At 64.5% G+C, this 19768-nt stretch carries 16 protein-coding genes and 1 pseudogene; 14 read left to right on the top strand and 3 right to left on the bottom strand.

Going from position 1 to position 19768, the window contains the following annotated elements:
* The first annotated feature begins 12 nt into the window (after positions 1-12).
* The 5 genes from soxZ to A3AS_RS0106655 are packed head-to-tail and all read left to right on the top strand — an operon-like array spanning position 13 to position 3748.
* Positions 13-324: a thiosulfate oxidation carrier complex protein SoxZ gene (gene soxZ / locus A3AS_RS0106675; RefSeq protein WP_018316825.1), complete on the top strand. Its 312-nt coding sequence runs from the start codon at positions 13-15 to the stop codon at positions 322-324.
* Positions 324-1187: a sulfur oxidation c-type cytochrome SoxA gene (gene soxA, locus A3AS_RS0106670; RefSeq protein WP_026201737.1), complete on the top strand. Its 864-nt coding sequence runs from the start codon at positions 324-326 to the stop codon at positions 1185-1187. Before soxZ ends, soxA begins: the two co-directional genes overlap by 1 nt.
* Positions 1184-1489, top strand: a complete 306-nt coding sequence (locus A3AS_RS0106665) for a hypothetical protein (protein ID WP_018316823.1) — start codon at positions 1184-1186, stop codon at positions 1487-1489. Before soxA ends, A3AS_RS0106665 begins: the two co-directional genes overlap by 4 nt.
* 52 nt (positions 1490-1541) lie before the next feature.
* On the top strand, positions 1542-3293 hold the full coding sequence (gene soxB, locus A3AS_RS0106660; RefSeq protein ID WP_018316822.1) for a thiosulfohydrolase SoxB: 1752 nt from the start codon (positions 1542-1544) through the stop codon (positions 3291-3293).
* Positions 3290-3748, top strand: coding sequence for a hypothetical protein (locus A3AS_RS0106655; protein ID WP_018316821.1), 459 nt, complete (start codon positions 3290-3292; stop codon positions 3746-3748). Before soxB ends, A3AS_RS0106655 begins: the two co-directional genes overlap by 4 nt.
* A 177-nt stretch (positions 3749-3925) precedes the next feature.
* Here A3AS_RS0106655 and A3AS_RS0106650 read toward each other — a convergent pair whose 3' ends face one another.
* Positions 3926-6175, bottom strand: coding sequence for an ABC transporter substrate-binding protein (locus A3AS_RS0106650; protein WP_018316820.1), 2250 nt, complete (start codon positions 6173-6175; stop codon positions 3926-3928).
* A gap of 217 nt (positions 6176-6392) precedes the next feature.
* Here A3AS_RS0106650 and A3AS_RS43280 point away from each other — a divergent pair.
* From A3AS_RS43280 to A3AS_RS0106625, 5 genes and pseudogenes are all read left to right on the top strand, one after another.
* Positions 6393-6848, top strand: a pseudogene (locus tag A3AS_RS43280) (hypothetical protein); the annotation flags it as partial.
* Between the two features lie 321 nt (positions 6849-7169).
* Positions 7170-8207 (top strand): MBL fold metallo-hydrolase, encoded by a 1038-nt coding sequence (locus tag A3AS_RS0106640; RefSeq protein ID WP_018316818.1) that lies wholly within the window; start codon positions 7170-7172, stop codon positions 8205-8207.
* Between the two features lie 79 nt (positions 8208-8286).
* A complete protein-coding gene (locus A3AS_RS46485; RefSeq protein WP_018316817.1) occupies positions 8287-8454 on the top strand; it encodes a hypothetical protein in 168 nt (55 codons plus the stop codon).
* A 275-nt stretch (positions 8455-8729) separates the two neighbouring features.
* Positions 8730-9938: an MFS transporter gene (locus A3AS_RS0106630; RefSeq protein ID WP_018316816.1), complete on the top strand. Its 1209-nt coding sequence runs from the start codon at positions 8730-8732 to the stop codon at positions 9936-9938.
* A gap of 202 nt (positions 9939-10140) precedes the next feature.
* Entirely contained in the window at positions 10141-11859 is a 1719-nt protein-coding gene (locus tag A3AS_RS0106625; RefSeq protein ID WP_018316815.1) for an amidohydrolase family protein, read from the top strand.
* Between the two features lie 211 nt (positions 11860-12070).
* On the opposite strand, the gene A3AS_RS0106620 is transcribed toward A3AS_RS0106625, so the two are convergent.
* Positions 12071-13405 carry an MFS transporter gene (locus tag A3AS_RS0106620; protein ID WP_018316814.1) on the bottom strand — a complete coding sequence of 445 codons (1335 nt, stop codon included), beginning with the start codon at positions 13403-13405 and terminating at the stop codon, positions 12071-12073.
* Positions 13406-13558: 153 nt separating this feature from the next.
* Here A3AS_RS0106620 and A3AS_RS0106615 point away from each other — a divergent pair, with 153 nt between their 5' ends.
* From A3AS_RS0106615 to A3AS_RS0106600, 4 genes are read left to right on the top strand one after another with little or no spacing between them, the layout of a single operon-like run.
* Positions 13559-14212, top strand: a complete 654-nt coding sequence (locus tag A3AS_RS0106615; RefSeq protein ID WP_018316813.1) for an ABC transporter ATP-binding protein — start codon at positions 13559-13561, stop codon at positions 14210-14212.
* A complete protein-coding gene (locus A3AS_RS0106610) occupies positions 14209-16671 on the top strand; it encodes an FtsX-like permease family protein (protein ID WP_018316812.1) in 2463 nt (820 codons plus the stop codon). Before A3AS_RS0106615 ends, A3AS_RS0106610 begins: the two co-directional genes overlap by 4 nt.
* Entirely contained in the window at positions 16661-17743 is a 1083-nt protein-coding gene (locus tag A3AS_RS0106605; RefSeq protein ID WP_018316811.1) for a lipocalin-like domain-containing protein, read from the top strand. Before A3AS_RS0106610 ends, A3AS_RS0106605 begins: the two co-directional genes overlap by 11 nt.
* Before the next feature lie 27 nt (positions 17744-17770).
* Positions 17771-18157 carry an MAPEG family protein gene (locus A3AS_RS0106600; protein WP_018316810.1) on the top strand — a complete coding sequence of 129 codons (387 nt, stop codon included), beginning with the start codon at positions 17771-17773 and terminating at the stop codon, positions 18155-18157.
* A gap of 251 nt (positions 18158-18408) precedes the next feature.
* On the opposite strand, the gene A3AS_RS0106595 is transcribed toward A3AS_RS0106600, so the two are convergent.
* Positions 18409-19602 carry an ABC transporter substrate-binding protein gene (locus tag A3AS_RS0106595; protein ID WP_018316809.1) on the bottom strand — a complete coding sequence of 398 codons (1194 nt, stop codon included), beginning with the start codon at positions 19600-19602 and terminating at the stop codon, positions 18409-18411.
* Between the last annotated feature and the right edge of the window lie 166 nt (positions 19603-19768).

The raw sequence follows: 19768 nt of genomic DNA, 5'->3' as shown, positions 1-19768 counted from the left end.
AGGATCGGTCCGATGGCATCAAGCATTCGCGTGCGCGCAACATCCAATGGCGACATCACCGAGGTGCAGGCGCTGATCCAGCACCCCATGGATACCGGCCTGGTCAAGGATCCCAAGGGCGAGCTGATCCCCGCGCACTACATCCAGCAGCTGAAATTCGAATGTAACGGCAAGGACGTCTTCGTCGCCGATTGGGGCACTGCGGTCTCCAAGGACCCCTATGTGAAGTTCAGCTTCAAGGGCGCCAAGAAGGGCGACGACCTCAAGATCTCCTGGACCGACAACAAGGGTGCGTCGGATACGACCACCGCGAAGATCGCGTGATGAAGACCCGGTCTGCATTGCTGCTTGGTTCGCTCAGCGCCGCACTCGTTGCGTTCGCCCTCACCTCTCCGCGCGTCGTCGCGGCCGACAAGGTCGATCCCGCTGCCGACGCCAAGGCGTTCCAGAACTTCTTCTTCCAGAAGTTTCCCGACGTAAAGCACGAGGACTTCGTCAACGGTCCGTATTCCATGAACGCGGACATGAAGCGGCAGTGGCAGGAGAAGGAAGAATTCCCGCCTTACGAATTCGCGCTCGACGCCGGCAAGGAGATGTTCGCCACCCCGTTCAAGAACGGCAAGACCTATGCCGATTGCTTCCCCAATGGGGGCGTCGGCATCCGCCAGAACTATCCCTACTTCGACGAGAAGGAAGGCAAGGTCGTCACGCTGGAGCTCGCGCTCAACCGCTGCCGCGAGGCCAATGGCGAGGCGCCCTACTCCTACGTCAAGGACGAGATGGCCTCGCTCACCGCCTACATGGCCTTCACCTCGCGCGGCAAGCCGATGGACATCAAGATTCCCGACGATCCCCGTGCGCTCGCGGCATTCGAGAACGGCAAGCGCTACTTCTATACGCGGCGCGGCCAGATGAATTTCTCCTGCGCCAGCTGCCATGTGCAGAGCCCGGGCGAGCGCATCCGCGCCGAGGTCCTGGCGCCGGCGCTCGGCATTTTGAACGCGATGCCGATCTACCGCTCCGAATGGAGCGGCATGGGCACCACCAGCCGCCGCTTCGTCACCTGCAACAGCCAGACCCGCGCGGTTCCGCTGGAGCCGCAATCGGACGAATATCGCGACGTCGAATATTTCCTGTCCTATGTCGCCAACGGCCTGCCGATATCAGGACCGGGAGCGCGGCCATGAAGCGGTCACTTCCCCTCGCCATGCTGCTGGCGTTCGGCCTCGCGACCGCGGCGCGCGCGGCAAATGAAGCGGACTACAAGGCGGCCTATGCCACCGCGGAAGCCGCATCGAAGGAGGCTGCCGGCTTGCGCAACCAGTGGACCGTGACCGTCTCGACGCTGGCCGCGGCCAAGAAAGCGGCGGATGGCGGCGATTTCGACCGCGCCACCGCCGCGGCCAGGGAGGCCGAGGCGCTGGCAAAGGCGTCGATCTTCCAGGCGGCGTCCGAAAAAGAAGCCTGGAAGGCGATGGAAATCCGCTAGACTGCCTGAACTGAAACAGTCTTGCGACATTGAGGGCGCGGAGAATTTTGGTATGGCGATCCGCCGCCGCGATTTCCTGAAGAGCGCAGGCCTTGCTGCTGCATCGCTCAGTCTGCCGCGGCTTGCGCGGGGCACTGAGTCCGCGAGCATTTACGACCTCGAGCGCTTCGGCAACGCGCGCATCCTGCACATCACCGACACGCATGCGCAGCTCAACCCGGTTTATTTCCGCGAGCCCAGCATCAATATCGGCGTCGGTGAGATGGCCGGGCGGCCACCGCATCTGGTCGGCCGCGCCTTCCTCGATCGTTTCGGCATCCGTCCCGACAGCGCCGATGCCTATGCCTTCACCTGCGTCGAGTTCGAGAAGTCGGCAGGCCGCTTCGGCAAGCTCGGCGGCTTTGCCCATCTGAAGACGCTGGTCGATCGCTTGCGTGGCGATGTCGGCGAGAAGCGTTCGCTGCTGGTCGACGGCGGCGATCTCTGGCAGGGCACCGGGCTTGCCAACGTCATGCAGGGCCGAGACATGGTCGAGGTCGCCAATCTGCTCGGCATCGAAGCGATGACCGGGCACTGGGAATTCACCTATGGCGAGCAGACGCTGCGCGACAATCTCGAGCGCTTCAAGGGCGAGTTCCTGGCGCAGAACGTGTTCCTGACCGAGGAAGCCGCGTTCAACGATGCCCCCGCCTTCGACAAGGCCACCGGGCGCGTGTTCAAGCCTTCTGTCATCAAGGAGATCGGCGGTCACCGGGTCGCGATCGTCGGCCAGGCCTTCCCTTACGTGCCGATCGCGCACCCCAAGCGGTTCACGCCGGACTGGACCTTCGGCATCCGCGAGGAGGAGTTGCAGAAGCATGTCGATGCCTTGCGCGGCACCGACAAGGTCGACGCCGTCATCCTGCTGTCGCACAACGGCATGGATGTCGACCTCAAGCTCGCAAGCCGCGTCACGGGCATCGACGTCATTCTCGGCGGCCATACCCATGACGCCGTACCGCAGCCGATCGCCGTGAAGAACGCCGGCGGCACCACGCTCGTCACCAATGCCGGCTCCAACGGAAAATTCCTCGCCGTGCTCGATCTCGCGATCGACAAGGGCAAGGTCAGCGACATTCATTATCATCTGCTGCCTGTTTATTCCGAACTGCTGAAGCCCGACCCTGGAATGGCCGAGCTGATCGGCCGGCTGCGCGCGCCGCATGTGACCGACTGGTCGGCAAAGATCGCAACGCCCGACCGCCTGCTCTATCGGCGCGGCAATTTCTCCGGGCCGGTCGACGAGCTGATCTGCACGGCGCTGCGCACCGAGCTCGATGCCGAGATCGCGCTGTCGCCGGGGTTCCGCTGGGGCGTCACCGCGCTGTCGGGTCAGGCGCTGACCATGGAGGATCTGCTCACGGAGACGGCGATCACCTATCCCGAGACCTATGTGCAGGAGATGACGGGCGCCCAGATCAAGGACGTGCTGGAAGACGTCTGCGACAATCTCTTCAACGCCGATCCCTATTATCAGCAGGGCGGCGACATGGTGCGCGCCGGCGGGCTCAGCTACACCTGCACGCCGACCGCCGCGATCGGCGGCCGCATCTCGGAAGTGAAGCTCCATGGCGGCAAGGCGCTCAGCGCCAGCCACCGCTACAAGGTCGCAGGCTGGGCTTCGGTCAACGGCCAGCAAGGCGCGCCGGTGTGGGACGTCGTCGGCAAATATCTGCGCTCGGGCCGGATGTTCCAGGAGCGGCTCGGCTCCGGCGTGACGCTGAAGGGCGTCGAGGACAATCCGGGCATTGCGGGACAAGGATGATGCGGGCGCAAATGTTTCGCGCGATGCTACTGACGCTGCTGGTCCAGGCCGCGATCCTGCCAGCCTTGGCGCAGCAGGTGCCGCTTCAGGACAAGCCGTTCGCAGAGCACAGGATCGTGCTGCAGCTTTCCGACGGTGATGCGAAGAAGCAGGCGCTGGTGCTCAGCGTCGCCAACAATCTTCTGAAGGCGTACGACCCCGACAAGATCGCGATCGAGGTCGTCGCGTTCGGTCCCGGCATCGATCTCCTGCTGTCCGGCAGCGAGCGCCGCAAGCAGGTCGAGAGCCTGATCGCGCAGGGCGTGCGCTTCGACATCTGTCTCAACACGGTGGATACGATCGAGCGCGAGACGGGCAAGCGGCCGGAGTTCATCCAGGCGGCGACGCCGGTGCAGGTGGGCGTGGGGCAGATCCTGTTCCTGGCGGAGAACGGGTATACGGTGGTGCGGCCGTAGGGGGCGGCGCTCCCGCCGAACACGCGTGTACCCAATCCGCCCGGCGGATGACGTCCGCATGACCATCGGAAACGGACAAAAGAGGCGCGCTTGGTCATGTCGGCCAAGGGCCAGATCCGGACTCATGCTGCGAATTTCAAGAAGGTGTGGCGGACCAGCGAGGTATCCACGCTTGCCTCACACGGCATAACGCCGGTAGAGCACGACGATTACAGCGAGTACCGTCCCGGCATAAATGATCCGCGCTGCGTGATCCAAAACAATAGCGGCGCGCTTTCGGCCGGCGTCTCGAAGTTTTTCATGTTTGTAGCCCGCCAATATCGTCATCAGGCATAGTATGAAGAAAATGTAGAACATCTCTTCGACGACCACCGTATATCCGACATCGCCGACCTGACTGGCGACCGTCACGAGCAGCACCGCGCTCGCCAGGATCGAGGTCACTGGAATCGTCACGCGTTCACGAAACATGGTTTCGGGAAAGAACAGCGTCGCGAACACGACGAGCACGAGCAGAAACAGCGGCAATAGGTTCTTCAGCATGTAGATGGCGGAGCTGCGGCGCAGCATGATGGTCGCATCGAAGCCTGCGAATTCCGTCATTGCCTCGGCACCAAACGAGGACGCCTTTCCGAGCGTCGATCCGCTGGACTGAGATTCGACGAAATAGTTCAGTCCGAGAAATCGCCAGAGCTGAAGTCCGGAATAGGCCCCATCCTCGGCCCGCGAGCTTCCATCGCCGGCGAGGCGCAAGCCGAACCGATCGATGACATAGGTGATGAGTTCCCGCCGCTGCTCCGTGTTCTGGAAACGTAGACGCAATTCCTGCGTGTCGAACGGATAATCATGGAGATCGAAACGGGCTTTGAAATCGCCGTTGATTCGATAGAGCCGATAGCTCAGGCCGTCTTCCTGTCCAATCTGAATCGGCCGAGCCGGATCGAACGCCCCGCGATCCAGCAAGGCCGGGAATTCGACGTGCGTCTGCGCCTCATCGTCCCCGGCGAACCGCATCCAGAGATAGAAGTCGACGTTGAACGAATTTTGCTTCACGTCGACCCGGCTGACGCGAATGATGTCGATGCCGGTATAAACGACGCGCTGAATCCAGTAGTGTCGGTCGCCGAACGTGACGACATGGCCCTTCTCTCGTTCCGCGGCGAGATCGATTCCTTTGGGCTGATCGATGCGCACGAGTTGCAGCGGCGCAGTGACGAACAAACCGTAACGGAAGAAACCCAGTCGAATCGGGCGCGGAATGTCGCGGTTCGCGTTGAAATAGAGCCGCCCAGTCAGCCCGACGACCGCCGATTTCGGATCGCCGATCGCGGCGAGCGCGACGCGCACACGGTCGCGATCTGCGACCTTGCTGTCGGATCGTTTCTGAATTCCCTGCCCCATAAACCGGGGATGTACGGCAGCTCGTTTTAGCGCATCGATCATCAGGCGCGCAGCGTCATACGAGCCGCCGGCAACCCAGCTTGGCAAGGTTCCCGCTTTCGCTTTGTAGTCGGCGGCAAAGACCTGCGCTGCCACGCCGGCACTGTCGAACATCAGCGAGGAAGCAGCATACAGATTCTCGCTGAAGAAACCCGGCTGCGCTTTTTCCTCGGGCTCATTGGCGAAATTCTGCAAATAGCTTTCGCGGGCCGCGGCTTGGGATGCAATGATCATTCCCTTGATACCGCGGCGGCGGAGCGCCTTGACGATGTCTGCGCTAAAATCGGCTGCCGCGCCGACGACAATAACACCGGGCCCGGGCTCCTGCGCGGCAGCGTCCAGCGCCTCATCCGTCGATCCGATCTGACCGGCTGCGACGTCCAGTCCGAACACACGCAACTGCTCCGCCGGATAGGCCGTCGCAAATCCATGCTCAAAACTCTTGCCGTAGGAATCGCGCGTGTGAACGAGACGGACTTTTGGCTCCCTCATCACGGCGCGCAGATGTTCCGCGATCGAGCGCGCCTGCACGGAGACCGGCGACAGCGCACGAAAATAATATTCACTGTTGTTTGTCAGATCGTCGGCAGCCGAGCTTCCCGTGAGTGCCGGTATCCGCGCATCCTTGTATATCGGCGCCGCCGCGAGCGACGCGGAACTAAGATAATGTCCGAGCACAGCGACGCACGGGCTGTCGGCAATCGCCTGCGCATTCGCGCGCGCCACAGCTGGATTGCTTGCGTCGTCGAACAGAACGAGCTCAATCAGCCGTCCGTTGACGCCGCCCTTGGCGTTCACCTCGTCGATTGCAAGCTGCGTAGCGACCAGGCTTTCCGCCCCGATCGGGGCGGACGGGCCAGAGAGCGAATTGGCGAATGCGATGCGAATAGGCTCTGGGCGCGTCCAGAGGATGGCGGCCCAGGCGACAGCAAGCACCAGGACCACGCCTGCAACAACGGCAAGCCACACTATCGGCCGCTGCTTCATCGTCGATCCTCGCATCGGTCGGCATAAGCCGAGATTCGTCAGATCGAAGCCTCAATCAGGCCGAGACTGCCGCCGCTGACAGCGTTTTTCAAGCCCGACCCATCGCCACCGGCCGTCCGCTGACGTCCGGTCCACCCTGATAAGCCGACGAGAAGCGGCTTGGCCCCGGTGTCACGCTGAAGGGCGTCGAGGACAATCCAGGCATTGCGGGACAGGGATGATTCGGGGTCCGGTCTTTTGCGCGCTGATGCTGGCGCTGCTGGTCCGGGTCGCGATCCCAACGGCCTCGGCACAGCAGGTACCGCTGCAGGACAAGCCGTTCGCCGAGCACAAGATCGTGCTGCAACTCTCCGACGGCGACGCCAGGAAGCAGGCGCTGGTGCTCAGCGTCGCCAATAATCTCCTGAAGGCCTACGACCCCGACAAGATCGCGATCGAGGTCGTCGCGTTCGGCCCCGGCATCGATCTCCTGTTGTCCGGCAGCGAGCGTCGCAAGCAGGTCGAAAGCTTGATCGCGCAAGGCGTGCGCTTCGACATCTGCCTCAACACGGTGGATACGATCGAGCGCGAGACCGGCAAGCGGCCGGAGTTCATCCAGGCCGCGACCCCGGTGCAGGTGGGCGTCGGGCAGATCCTGTTCCTGGCGGAGAATGGATATACGGTGGTGAGGCCCCTGAGGGGGGCGCTGCGCTCCCGCGTCGCACTCAGCTGTCGTCCCTGCGAACGCAGGGACCCATACCGCGTGATCTCTCGATCGCGGCGGCAGGCGCACCGAACGGCTGGTCTTCGCCAAACTCCACCCTGGGGTTATGGGTCCCTGCGTTCGCAGGGACGACACTGAACTTGTGGGACGGCCATCGCGTTCAATCGGAGATTCGATCCTGCAAAGCAAAAATCTTCCAAAACTTGCGATCCGCCCAGTGAATTACTTCTCTTTCCGGCCCGGAACGTAGTAGAATCCTCGAAACCAGTTCCACTGCCGGACTTTCCCGCCATGATCTTCCGCCAGCTCTTCGACAGCGTTTCGGGCACCTACAGCTACGTCCTGGCCAGCCGCCCAGGCGGCGAGGCTCTGATCCTCGATCCCGTGCTTGAGAAAGTCGACCGCTACTGCCAATTGCTGCGCGAGCTCGACCTCAAGCTGGTCAAGGCGGTCGACACCCATTTGCATGCCGACCACGTCACCGGCCTCGGCGAGCTGCGCGACCGCACCCATTGCATGACCGTGATGGGCGACCAGACCAAGGCCGACGTGGTGGCGATGCGGGTCGCCGACGGCGACAAGGTGACGATCGAGGGCCTGTCGCTCGACGTGATGTACACGCCCGGCCACACCGACGATTCCTATTCCTATCTGATGGGCGATCGCGTCTTCACCGGCGATACGCTGCTGATCCGCGGCACCGGCCGCACCGATTTCCAGAACGGCTCATCGCGCGCGCAATACGAATCGATCTTCAACCGCCTGCTCAAGCTGCCGGACGAGACGATGGTATTCCCGGCGCACGACTACAAGGGCGACACCGTCTCCACCATCGGCGAGGAGAAGCGCTACAACCCGCGGCTCCAGGTGCGCTCGGTCGACGAATATATCGAGCTGATGGCCAACCTGAAGCTGCCCAATCCGAAGATGATGGACGTGGCGGTGCCCGCCAACATGCATGTCGGCCTGCATCAGGAGGAGCTGGAGAAGGAAGGCCGCGCGCTCAGCGCGGTCGAGGCGATCCGCATTCTCGGCCGGCCCGACATGCTGCTGGTCGATCTGCGCGAGACCAACGAGCGGATGAAGCACGGCATGCTCGAAGGCGCGCTGCATACGCCCTATCCGTCCGTCGAGGAGAGCCTCAAGCCCGGCGGCATGCTGCGCGAGGTCGCCGCCGCCACCGGCCGCCGCATCGTGTTCTTCTGCGCCTTCGGCGAGCGCTCGGCGATGGCGGTGGCCGCCGCCAAGGCGGCCGGCCTTTCCAACACCGCCCATATCGCCGGCGGCGTGGATGCCTGGAAGAAGGCGGGCGGGCCGCTGGTGCACTGACGGCCTGCTTGCGATAGGTCAGAAACTACACATATCTTCCGGATAGGATCGGATGCAGCATCACCATCCGGGAACAGCCATGGCCAAGATCGGCAAGCCAAGCGAGCCGCCCAAAATCGCTGACAAAAAGCGGGCGGAAGACAAGGTGAAGATACCGCCGCCTCCTCTCGATGACGACGATTACGAGGACGGCGACATCGCGACGCCCAAACGCGACCGCTACGGTCCGGATGACGACCCGTTGTGAGGGCGGCCCCAAACTCCGCTGTCGTCCCTGCCTAGTGCGCAATTGCGCACGGGGCGCAGGGACCCGTAGCCACAAGGAGGAGTTTTGCGGAGATCGTCGTTCGGCACTTCATCACACGGTATGGGGGTCCCTGCTTTCGCAGGGACGACGGCGTGGAGGCACCTCAACGCGCTCTTCTACCACCCGCACTACCTGCCATGCGCCTGCGTTCATGGACAAATAACCGCTCTCCCCGATAGTTTGCGCGCCTTCCAGGGAGTGAAACCGGAATTGCAATGGTCGACGTTCTCGCCGCACCGCAGCAAGGCAAGGCGGACAGCGCACTACGCACGCTGACCGGAATCTCGATCGCGCATTGGGTCAGCCATTTCCATCTGCTGGTCCTGCCGATGCTGTTTCCGTTCCTCAAGGCGCAGCTCGGCGTCGGCTATATCGAGCTTGGCTTCGCGCTCACCGTGTTCGCGGTGGTGTCCGGACTGACGCAGGCGCCGACCGGCTATCTCGTCGACCATTTTGGCGCGCGGCGAATTCTGCTGGCCGGCCTCACGCTCGGCGGCTTCGCGCTGATCCTGCTTGGTCTGCACCTCAGCTACGCCTCACTGATCGCCTGCGCCGTGCTGCTGGGTCTCGCCAACAGCGTCTATCACCCCGCCGACTACGCGATCCTGGCCGAGCACATGGACGAGGCACGGATGGGCCGCGCCTTCTCGATCCACACCTTTGCCGGGTTTCTCGGCGGCGCGGTGGCGCCGGCGATCGTGGGTGCACTCGTCACCCTGTCCGGCGGCGTCGGGGCGCTGATCGCCTCGGGGGCGATCGGCATTCTGGTGGCGATGCTGCTGCTCGTCATGAACATTCCCGACGCCGGCGCCAGCAAGAAGAAACCGGGCACGGAGAACGCACCGAAGCAGGCTGTCATCACGCCGGCGCTGATCGTGCTGACGGCGCTGTTCATGCTGCTCAGCCTCTCGGTCGCCGGTATCAACAATTTCGGCGTTGTCGCGCTGATGAGCGGCTATGGCACGTCCTATTCGGCCGCCAACGTCATGCTGACGGCATTCCTTGGCGCCAGCGCCGCCGGCGTGCTGGCCGGCGGTTTTCTCGCCGACCACACCGAACGCCACGGCTATGTCGCCGCGGCCTGCTTTGCCGTGAACGCGGCAATCGTGCTGCTGATCGCGCTCGTGACGGTGCCGGGTTGGGCGCTGACTGCCGCGATGACGCTCGCAGGCTTCCTCTCCGGCGTGATAGCCCCCTCGCGCGACATGCTGGTGCGCAACGCAGCACCTCCCGGCGCCGCCGGGCGCGCCTTCGGCATCGTCTCCACCGGATTCAATCTCGGCGGCATTATCAGCCCGCTGCTGTTCGGCTGGATCATGGACCAGAGCGCACCGCACTGGGTATTCGGCGCGTCGGTGATCTTCATGGTCGCGACGGTGGCGCTGTCGCCGTTCACGGAGCGGAAGCGGGCCAAGGCAAATTGAGTCGCCGGTATCGCCACAAATTGAGCTGTCGTCCCCGCGAACGCGGGGACCCATAACCACAGGGAGAAGTTGCGGCACTAGGTGGTCACTCCGAGTCGTCGCAAAACATCTCCCTGTGGTTATGGGTTCCGGATCTGCGCGCTTAGGGCGCGCTTGTCCGGGACGACGGCAAGCAACAACAAAACAAACCGGGAAGAAACACATGAGCAATCCTGATCTGGTGATCCGCGGCGGCACCGTCGCGGACGGTCGCGGCGGCGAGCTGTTCGAGGCTGATGTCGCCATCACCGGCGGGAAGGTCAGCGAGGTCGGCAAGGTCTCTGGCAAAGGTGCCGAGGAAATCGACGCCCGCGGAAAACTGGTGACGCCGGGTTTCGTCGACGTGCACACCCATTACGACGGCCAGGTCACCTGGAGCCAGGACATCACGCCGTCCTCGCAGAATGGCGTCACCACCGCGATCATGGGCAATTGCGGCGTCGGCTTCGCGCCGTGCAAGCTCGCCGACCAAACCCGCCTGATCCAGCTGATGGAAGGCGTCGAGGACATTCCGGAGCCCGTGCTGAGCGCCGGCATTCCGTGGGCGTGGGAGAGCTTTCCGGACTACATGAACTGGCTCTCCAAGCGCGATTTCGACATCGATGTCGGCGCGCAGCTGCCGCATGCGGCGCTACGGGTCTATGTCATGGGCGAGCGCGGCGCACGCCGCGATCCCTCGACCGCCGAGGATAATGCGGCGATGGCCAAGCTCGCGGGCGAGGCGGTGCGCTCCGGCGCGCTCGGCTTCTCGACCTCGCGCACGCTCAACCACCGCACCTCGACCGGCGACTTCACACCGACGCTGAAGGCCGGCGAGGACGAGCTCACCGCGATCGCCGGGGCGATGCACAGCCAGGGCCGCAGCGTGCTGCAATTCGTGCTCGATCTCTCCACTATCCACGAAGATTTGCCGATGATGTTGCGGGTCGCCGACACGACGAAGTGCCCGATCTCGTTCTCGATCACACAGAACGACAGATCGCCAAACCGCTGGCGCCAGACGCTGGACGAGATCAATGCAGCGGCGAAGCGCGGCCTCTCCATCACCGCGCAGATCGCAGCGCGCCCGGTCGGCCTGCTGCTCGGGCTCGAGCTGTCGCGCAATCCGTTCCAGACCCATCCGAGCTACAGGGCGATCGCGCATCTTCCCTTGAAGGAGCGGCTGGCACGGCTGCATCAGGGCGATTTGCGCAAGGCCATTTTGAGCGAGACGGCGACCGCCACCGACGATCCACTGTTCTTCCGGCCCAACTACGACAAGATGTTTCTGCTCGGCGATCCCCCCGATTACGAGCAGCCGCCGGAGAACGCGCTGGGGCCGCAGGCGCGCAAGCAGGGCCGTCAGCCGGAAGAGCTCGCCTATGATGCGATGCTGTCGGACGAGGGCCGCGGCATGCTCTACGTGCCGTTCCTCAACTATGCCGACGGCAATCTCGACGCGACGCGCGAGATGCTGATCGACCCGCAATCGGTGCCGGGCCTGTCCGACGGCGGCGCACATTGCGGCATCATCTGCGATGCGAGCTTCCCGACCTATCTGCTGACGCACTGGACGCGCGACCGCACGCGCGGCGAGAAGCTGTCGATCCCGTTCGTGGTCGCGGCGCAGGCGCGCAAGACCGCGCTCTCGGTCGGCCTCACCGATCGCGGCCTGATTGCGCCCGGCTACAAGGCCGACGTCAACGTGATCGACTATGACCGCCTGCATTTGCATCCGCCGAAGGTGCACTACGATCTGCCGGTCGGCGGGCGGCGCCTGTTGCAGGACGTCGACGGCTATGAGGCGACGATCGTCTCAGGCGTGGTGACGCGGCGGCATGGAGAGGCCACGGGCCGCCGGCCGGGGAAGTTGATTCGCGGGGCGCAGGGGCTCGCGAGCTAGCACGGCGTGTTGCTTACCCTCCCCTGGAGGGGTCCGGGACGAGCGTAGCTCGCCCGTAGGTCGGCTCACATGGAGCGCAGCGAAATGTGAGACGGGGTGGAGTGACAGTCTCTCCCCAACCAACGGTGCCCGAGCGGAGAGATCACCCCACCCCGCTCGCGCTTCGCGCGATCGACCCTCCCCCTCCAGGGGAGGGTAAGAGAGCAGCCCCTTACGTCGGCGACACCACGCCCTTCAGCGCAGCTGGCTGCGGGGCGGCACCACGCATCAACCTGGCCTTTTCCGAGTTCGGCCACAGCAGCAGCAGGCCGAGCAGGCCGGAGCCGACCATGATCACGGCGTTGATGGTGAAGCCGGCCATGTAACCATCGACCGTGCTGCCGGCACGCTGGATCATCGCCCCCATCACGGCCGGCGCGATGATGCCGGCCAGCGTGTAGAGCGCACCGTAGATCGCAAGGATCGCGCCACGCTGCGACGTCGGCGTGAACTCGCCAAGCATCGGCGGGCAGACCACATAGATCGCCCCGCACAGGCCAGAGCCGACCACGAGCAGCGCGATCTGGAGGCCCGCGCCCTGAACGTGCGGCATCGTCGCCAGAATCAACCCGCCGATCACCAGCGGCACCGAGCCGAGCACGCCGCGCGCCACGCGGGTGTTGTAGCCGCGCGCCATCATCACCTGCGATATCCACCCGGTGAGAATGACGATGGTGGCGCCGAACACCCAGGGCAGGATCGAGATGAAGCCGGCCTGGCTCTGCGAGAAGCCGAGCCCCTTGACGATGAACGGCGTGAACCAGGTCAGGCCGAGCGAGAGCGCCCAATAAGCACCGAAGGTCGCCGCGACACAGCCGATGAAGGTGCGAGAGGTGAGAAGCTGCAAGTAAGGGATCTTCTGCTCGGTCGCGGCCAGGACCTGCGTATCCTCCAGCGGGCCTTCCTTGCCGAGCGCGAGCCAGGCACAGACCCAGATCAGGCCGACGACGCCGAGCGCGCCGAAGGCGTAGTGCCAGGAATGGTTGACGATGATCCAGTTCAGCGCCGGCACCGCGAGGATGACGCCGAAGGCCGAGCCCTGCGACAGGATCGCGGTCGGCAGCGTGCGCTTCTCGTCGGGGAACCATTTGTAGATGGCGTGCGCGGCGACCGAGAAGGCCGGGCCTTCGCCGGCACCCAGCACTATGCGGCAGATCAGCAGCGTGGTGAAGGAGACGGTGCCGACCATCGGAAACTGCGCCAGCGCCCAGATCACTGCGAGAGCCAGCAACACCCAGCGCGTCGGCACCTTGTTGACGATGAAGCCGACCACGATGGCCGCGATCGAGAACAGGAAGAAGAACGAGGAGCCGAGCAGGCCGAACTGCTCCGGGGTGAGCTTCAGATCGGTCATGATCGGCACGCCGGCGAGACCGACGACGATCTTGTCGGCGAAGTTCACGACCATGAAGAGGAAGAGGAGAAAGGTGACGGTCCAGGCGCCCTTTGGCGTTCCCTTGGTCCCGATCGTCTTGCCGGCTCCCTCCGTCGTTCCCTCAACGCTCATGATTCTCCCCCGTCGATGTCTTTTGGTTTTTGGCACTTTTTTGATTTGGCTGTCTTGGGAGCTAACAACGGCTTCGAGACCAACGCAACCCGGCATTTCCGCAGCAAGTGTGCTACGCAGCAATTCCGCTAATTCCGCCCGGCGCCATTCATCGTGTTGAGCATCAAGAATCTCTCCAAGACCTTCTTCTCGGCCGGCGAGCCGGTCCATGTGCTGCGCGGCGTCGATCTCGACCTCAGGGCCGGCGAACGCGTCGCGCTAACGGGTGAGTCCGGCAGCGGCAAGAGCACATTGTTGCACCTGATCGCGGGACTCGATGCCGCCGATGGCGGCGCGATCCGGCTAGAGGACATTGAGGTCACCGCGCTGTCCGATGCAGGGCGCGCCAGCTTGCGGCGCGACCGGATCGGTCTGGTTTTTCAGCAATTCAACCTGATCCCGAGCCTGTCGGTCGCGGACAATCTGGCCTTTCAGGCGCGGATCGCCGACCGTCACGATGCAGCCTGGACCAAGGAGCTGGTCGAACGGCTCGGGCTCGGCGCTCTCCTGAAGCGCTATCCCGAGCAATTGTCCGGCGGCCAGCAGCAACGGGTCGCGATCGGCCGGGCGCTGGCGACAAGGCCGTCGCTACTGCTGGCGGATGAGCCGACCGGCAATCTCGATGAGGCCACCGCCGAGAACGTGCTGGCGCTGACGCGCGACCTGGTCGCGCGCACCGGTTGCGGCTTCCTGATGGTGACCCATAGCCTGCATCTGGCCGGCACGCTCGACCGCCATCTCACCCTGCATGCGGGGCGGATCGCATGAGACGCGCGCTCTGGGTGCTCGCGGTGCTGCTCAGCCATTGGCGGCGTCACAAGATGCAGTTCGCGACGCTGCTGGTCGGGCTGATCGCGGCGACCGCGCTGTGGAGCGGCGTGCAGGCCATCAACCAGCAGGCCCGCAACGCCTATGACCGCGCCGCCGCGACGTTCGGCGGCGTGCGCACCGCGATGCTGGTGGCGCCCCAGGCAGCGACCTTTCCGCAGGAATTGTTCATCAAGCTCCGCCGCGCCGGCTGGCCGGTGTCGCCGGCGCTGGAGGGCCGGGTCCAGATCAACGGACGTTCGGTGCGGCTGCTCGGAATCGAGCCGGTGACGCTGCCGCTCGAAATCGGCAACGCACCGCGTCTCGGTGCTGCGGATTTAGGCAGCTTTGTTGCACCGCCGGGCCAGACATTGGTGGCGCGGGAGACGTTGAGCGACTTGCAGGAAACGGAAGGCGCGGCGCCACCGATCAGCAACGGCGCGAAATTGCCGCCACTACGCGTGCTGCCGCAGCTCGCGCCCGGCGTGCTGGTGGTCGATATCGGCGTGGCGCAGCGTCTGCTGAACAAGCCGGATCAGCTGTCGCGGCTTCTGATCGGCAAGCCCAAGGGCAAGCCTGCGCCGCTGGCAAGCGTGGTCGGCGACCGATTGCAGCTGGTCGAGCCGAACGCGGAGACCGAGCTGGAACGCCTCACCGACAGCTTTCACCTCAACCTCACGGCGTTCGGCCTGTTGTCGTTCTTCGTCGGCCTGTTCATCGTCAACTCGGCCGTCGGCCTCGCTTTCGAGCAGCGGTTGCCGATGCTGCGAACGCTGCGCGCCTGCGGCGCCTCGGCGCGGCTGGTCAACACCGTGCTGGTGATCGAGCTCGTGGCGCTGGCGCTGATCGCCGGCCTGATCGGGCTCGTCTGCGGCTATTTCATCGCGGCCGTGCTGCTGCCCGACGTCGCGGCGTCACTGCGCGGGCTCTATGGCGCTCAGATCCCGGGGCAGCTGACCTTACAGCCTGAATGGTGGCTCGCCGGCATCGGCATCAGCATTGCGGGCGCGCTCGTTGCGGCGGCGACCAGCCTGATCAAGGCGATCAGGATGCCGGTGCTGGCGACCGCGCAGCCGCACGCCTGGCAGCAGAGGCAGCGCCGCTGGCTGATCCTGCAGAGCTGTGCGGCCTGCGCCGTGTTCGCGGTCGCGCTGCTGTTGCTTCAGTACGGGCAATCGCTGATCGCGGGCTTTGGCGTGCTGGCGGCGCTGATGTTCGGCGCGGCGCTGATCCTGCCGGCGCTGCTCGAGATCATCCTGCTCGCGGGTCAGCGCGCCGCGAGAAAGCCGCTTGCGCTGTGGTTCTGGGCGGACAGCCGGCAGCAGCTTTCCGGATTATCGCTCGCGCTGATGGCGCTGCTGCTCGCGCTCGCCGTCAATGTCGGGGTGTCCACCATGGTGGAAACCTTCAGCCGCACCTTCCTCGGCTGGCTGAACGGACGGCTCGCAGCCGACGTCTACATCAGCGCCTCCGACAATGCGCAAGGCGTTGCCATCCGCAACTGGCTGCGCGAGCGCAGCGACGTGCAGGCGATCCTGTCGGGCGGCCGTGCCGAGGCGCAGGTTCAGGGCCAACCGGTGGAATTGCTCGGCCTGCCCGACCACGCGCTCTATCGCGAGCGCTGGCCGCTGCTGGAAGCCGCGCCGCGCGGCTGGAGCCGGCTCGTGCCGGGCAATGCCGCCTTCATCAGCGAGCAGCTCAGCCGCCGCCTCAACGTCCGCATCGGCGACGTCGTCGAGGTGGCGGCACCTAGCGGGACATGGGAGCTCGACATCGTCGGTATCTATGCCGATTACGGCAATCCCAGGGGGCAACTCACCGTCAACGTCGCGGCGCTGATCCGGCAGTTTCCGCAGACGCCACAGACGCGGATCGGCCTGATCGTCGCGAAGGAGAACATTCCCGGCCTGATCGCGGCCTTGCAGAAGCAATTCGCACTCGACGACCGCAGCGTCGCCGACCAGGCGACGGTGAAGGCGGAATCGATCCGCATCTTCAACCGCACCTTTGCGGTGACATCGGCGCTGAACGCATTCACGCTCGGTGTCGCCGGGATCGCGCTGTTCACGAGCCTGCTCACGCTGGCGAACTCCCGCCTGCCGCACCTCGCGCCACTGTGGGCGATCGGCATCACCCGGCCGCGCCTGGCCGCGATCGAATTGACCAAGACGCTGTCGGTGGCGCTGTTCACGGCGCTGCTCGCCGTGCCGCTCGGCCTCCTGGTGGCGTGGTGCCTGATCGCGATCGTGAACGTGAAGGCGTTCGGCTGGCGGCTGCCTTTCCACGTATTCCCGCTGCAGCTGGTTGAGCTGGTCGCGGTCGCGCTGCTCGCGTCGCTGCTTGCGGCGCTGTTGCCGGTGGCACGGCTGGCGCGGATGCAGCCGGAAAATCTCGTCAAGGTGTTTGCCAATGAGCGCTGATCGCATGTCGCGCCGCGCCTTCGCCGGCGGCATCGCTGCGCTGGCCCTCGCACGCCGCGCCAGCGCGCAGGGCTATGCCGGGCTCGGTGAGAAAGCGGATGGCTTTGGGAAGGTGACGCCGGGAAAGCTGTTTGCTTTTCCTGGCGATCACGGGCCGCATCCGGAGTTTCGTATCGAATGGTGGTATCTGACGGCAAACCTCGTCGACGGCAGCGGCGCGGCGTGCGGCCTGCAATGGACGCTGTTCCGTCAGGCGGCGCAGCCGGGCCCGCAAGGCGAAGGCTGGGCCAATCAGCAGGTGTGGATGGCGCACGCCGCGGTGACGCGCGCCGACACCCACCGCTTCAACGAAGTCTTTTCACGCGGCGGCGTGGGGCAGGCCGGCGTCACGGCAAAGCCGTTCGATGCCTGGATCGATGATTGGGAGATGAAGGGTTGTGAGCGCACCGACGATCGCACTTTGGCGCCGCTGGCGCTGAAGGCGTCCAGCACCGATTTCAGCTACGCCCTGACGCTGGAGGCCGACCGGCCGGTTGTCCTACAGGGCGATCGCGGCTACAGCCGCAAGTCGGAGCGTGGGCAGGCGTCCTATTATTACAGCCAGCCGTTCTACCGCGCCCGCGGCACGCTCACCATCGACGACAAACCGCTGGACGTGACGGGCCAGGCCTGGATGGACCGCGAATGGAGCAGCCAGCCGCTCGACGCCGACCAGACCGGCTGGGACTGGCTGTCGCTGCATCTGTCGTCAGGCGACAAGCTGATGCTGTATCGGCTGCGACAGAAGGACGGCAAAGACTATCCGTTCGGCAACTGGATCAGCGCTGCCGGCGAAACGCAGATGATCGCGGGCGACGACATTCAGATGATCCCGAACGCGACGGCGGAGGTTGCGGGACGCAAGCTGCCCGTGAAATGGCAGATCGCGATCCCGTCGCGATCGTTCTCGATCCACTGCAAGCCGCTCAATCCCAGGGCCTGGATGGGGACCGGCTTCTCCTATTGGGAGGGGCCGATCAGCTTTGCCGGGACGCATGATGGCGTTGGCTATCTCGAGCTGACCGGGTATTGAAGCGCGGTCTGTTTGAAGGAACCAGCGATGTATCATTTCACCGCCCTCGTCACGCTGCTGGCGATCGCGTTTTATTTCTTCACCGCCATCAACGTGTCGCGCTCGCGCACCAAGACCGGCGTCAAGGTGCCGGCGATGTCGGGCCATCCGGATTTCGAACGCGCCTTCCGCATCCAGATGAACACACTGGAATGGATGCCGATTGTCCTGCCGGCGCTCTGGCTATTCGCGATCTATATCGGCGACGGCATCGCGGCAGCGATCGGCGCGGTCTGGATCATCGGCCGCGTCGTCTACTTCATCGGCTATACGAAGGCGGCAGCCAAGCGCGGCACCGGCTTTGCGATCCAGGCGCTCGCCGCCATGGCGCTGTGGGCGGGGGCGCTGGGAGCGGTGGTGTTGCGGATGGTGTGAGGGATGATCTGCGGCCCCACGTTTCGCTGTCGTCCCGGACAAGCGTAGCGAAGCGGAGCGCTGATCCGGGACCCATACTCACAGGGAGAGGTTTGGCGAAGACTCGAAGTTATCAGCCCGCGCGACAACTTCCCCCTGGGGTTATGGGTCCCCGCGTTCGCGGGGACGACAGAGAGTTTGTGGCACGAGCGTGGGTCCCGGCTCTGCGCAGCAGCGTTTCACGCTGAAGCGCGTCCGGGATACGAGAGCCGTCACTTCGTCAGCGGGCAGCCGCTTTCCTTGGCCGTGAAAAAGGCCTTGTCGCCGGGGACGGTGGCGAGCAGCTTGTAATAGTCCCAGGGCTTCTTCGATTCCGAGGGTTTCTTGACCTCGAACAGATACATGTCGTGGACCATGCGGCCGTTCTCGAGCACCTTGCCGCCCTGCGCGAAGTCATCGTTGACCGGGAGTTCCTTCAGCTTCTTGGCGACGGCTTCCGGATCCTTGGTGCCGGCGGCCTTGACCGCCTTGAGATAGCTCAGCGTCGCGGAGTAGGTGCCGGCGTGGATCATGCTCGGCATCCGGCCGGTGCGCTTGAGGAAGCGTTCGCCGAGATTGCGGGTCTTGTCATTGAGATCCCAGTAATAGCCCTCGGTCAGCACCAGGCCTTGCGCGGCCTGCAGGCCGAGGCCGTTCACTTCGGCAAGCGTCATCAGCAGGCCGGCAAGCTTCTGCCCGCTGGCGACGATGCCGAACTCGGACGCCTGCTTGATCGAGTTGGTGGTGTCGAGGCCGGCATTGGCGAGACCGACGATCTTCGCCTTCGAGCTCTGCGCCTGCAGCAGGAAGGAGGAGAAGTCCGACGAGTTGAGCGGCACGCGCACCGAGCCGACCACCTTGCCGCCATTGGCGGTGACGATCTCGCTGGTGTCCTTCTCCAGCGCGTAGCCGAAGGCGTAGTCCGCGGTGAGGAAGAACCAGGTGTCGCCGCCGGCCTTGGTCAGCGCACCACCTGTGCCGACGCCGAGCGCGCGGGTGTCGTAAGCCCAGTGGAAGCCGTAGGGCTGGCACGCATCGCCGGTGAGTCGCGAGGTCGCCGCGCCGACGACGATGTCGATCTTCTTCTTTTCCTTGGAGAGCTCGTGGATCGCGAGCGCGACCGAGGAGGTCGTCAGCTCCGTGATCATGTCGACGTTCTCGACGTCGTACCAGCGCCGCGCGATCGAGCTCGCGAGGTCAGGCTTGTTCTGGTGGTCGGCGGTGACGAGCTCGATCTTCTGGCCGAGCACCTCGCCGCCAAAATCCTCGATCGCCATCTTGGCCGCCTCGACCGACCATTTGCCGCCGTAATCGGCATAGACGCCGGATTGGTCGTTGAGGATGCCGATCTTGACGCCTTGCGCGGAGGCCGGCGCCGCCAGCACCAGAGCAGAGGTTGCGACGGCGGCCAAAAGTGCTGATTTCATCTGTTAGCTCCCAGCAGTTTTCTGTTTTGAAATCGCGCGGATACTAGTGAAGAACCCCGCGCCTGCCCATCCATTTCAAGTTGGTCGTTAGTATGGGCGTGTGCCAATTGGCATCGCGGGTGGCGCGACAAAATGAGCTGTCGTCCCGGACGAGCGAAGCGAAGAT

The organism is Bradyrhizobium sp. WSM2793 (genome assembly GCF_000379585.1).
Classification (GTDB): Bacteria; Pseudomonadota; Alphaproteobacteria; order Rhizobiales; family Xanthobacteraceae; genus Bradyrhizobium.
This window is presented reverse-complemented; position numbering and strand designations above follow the sequence as displayed.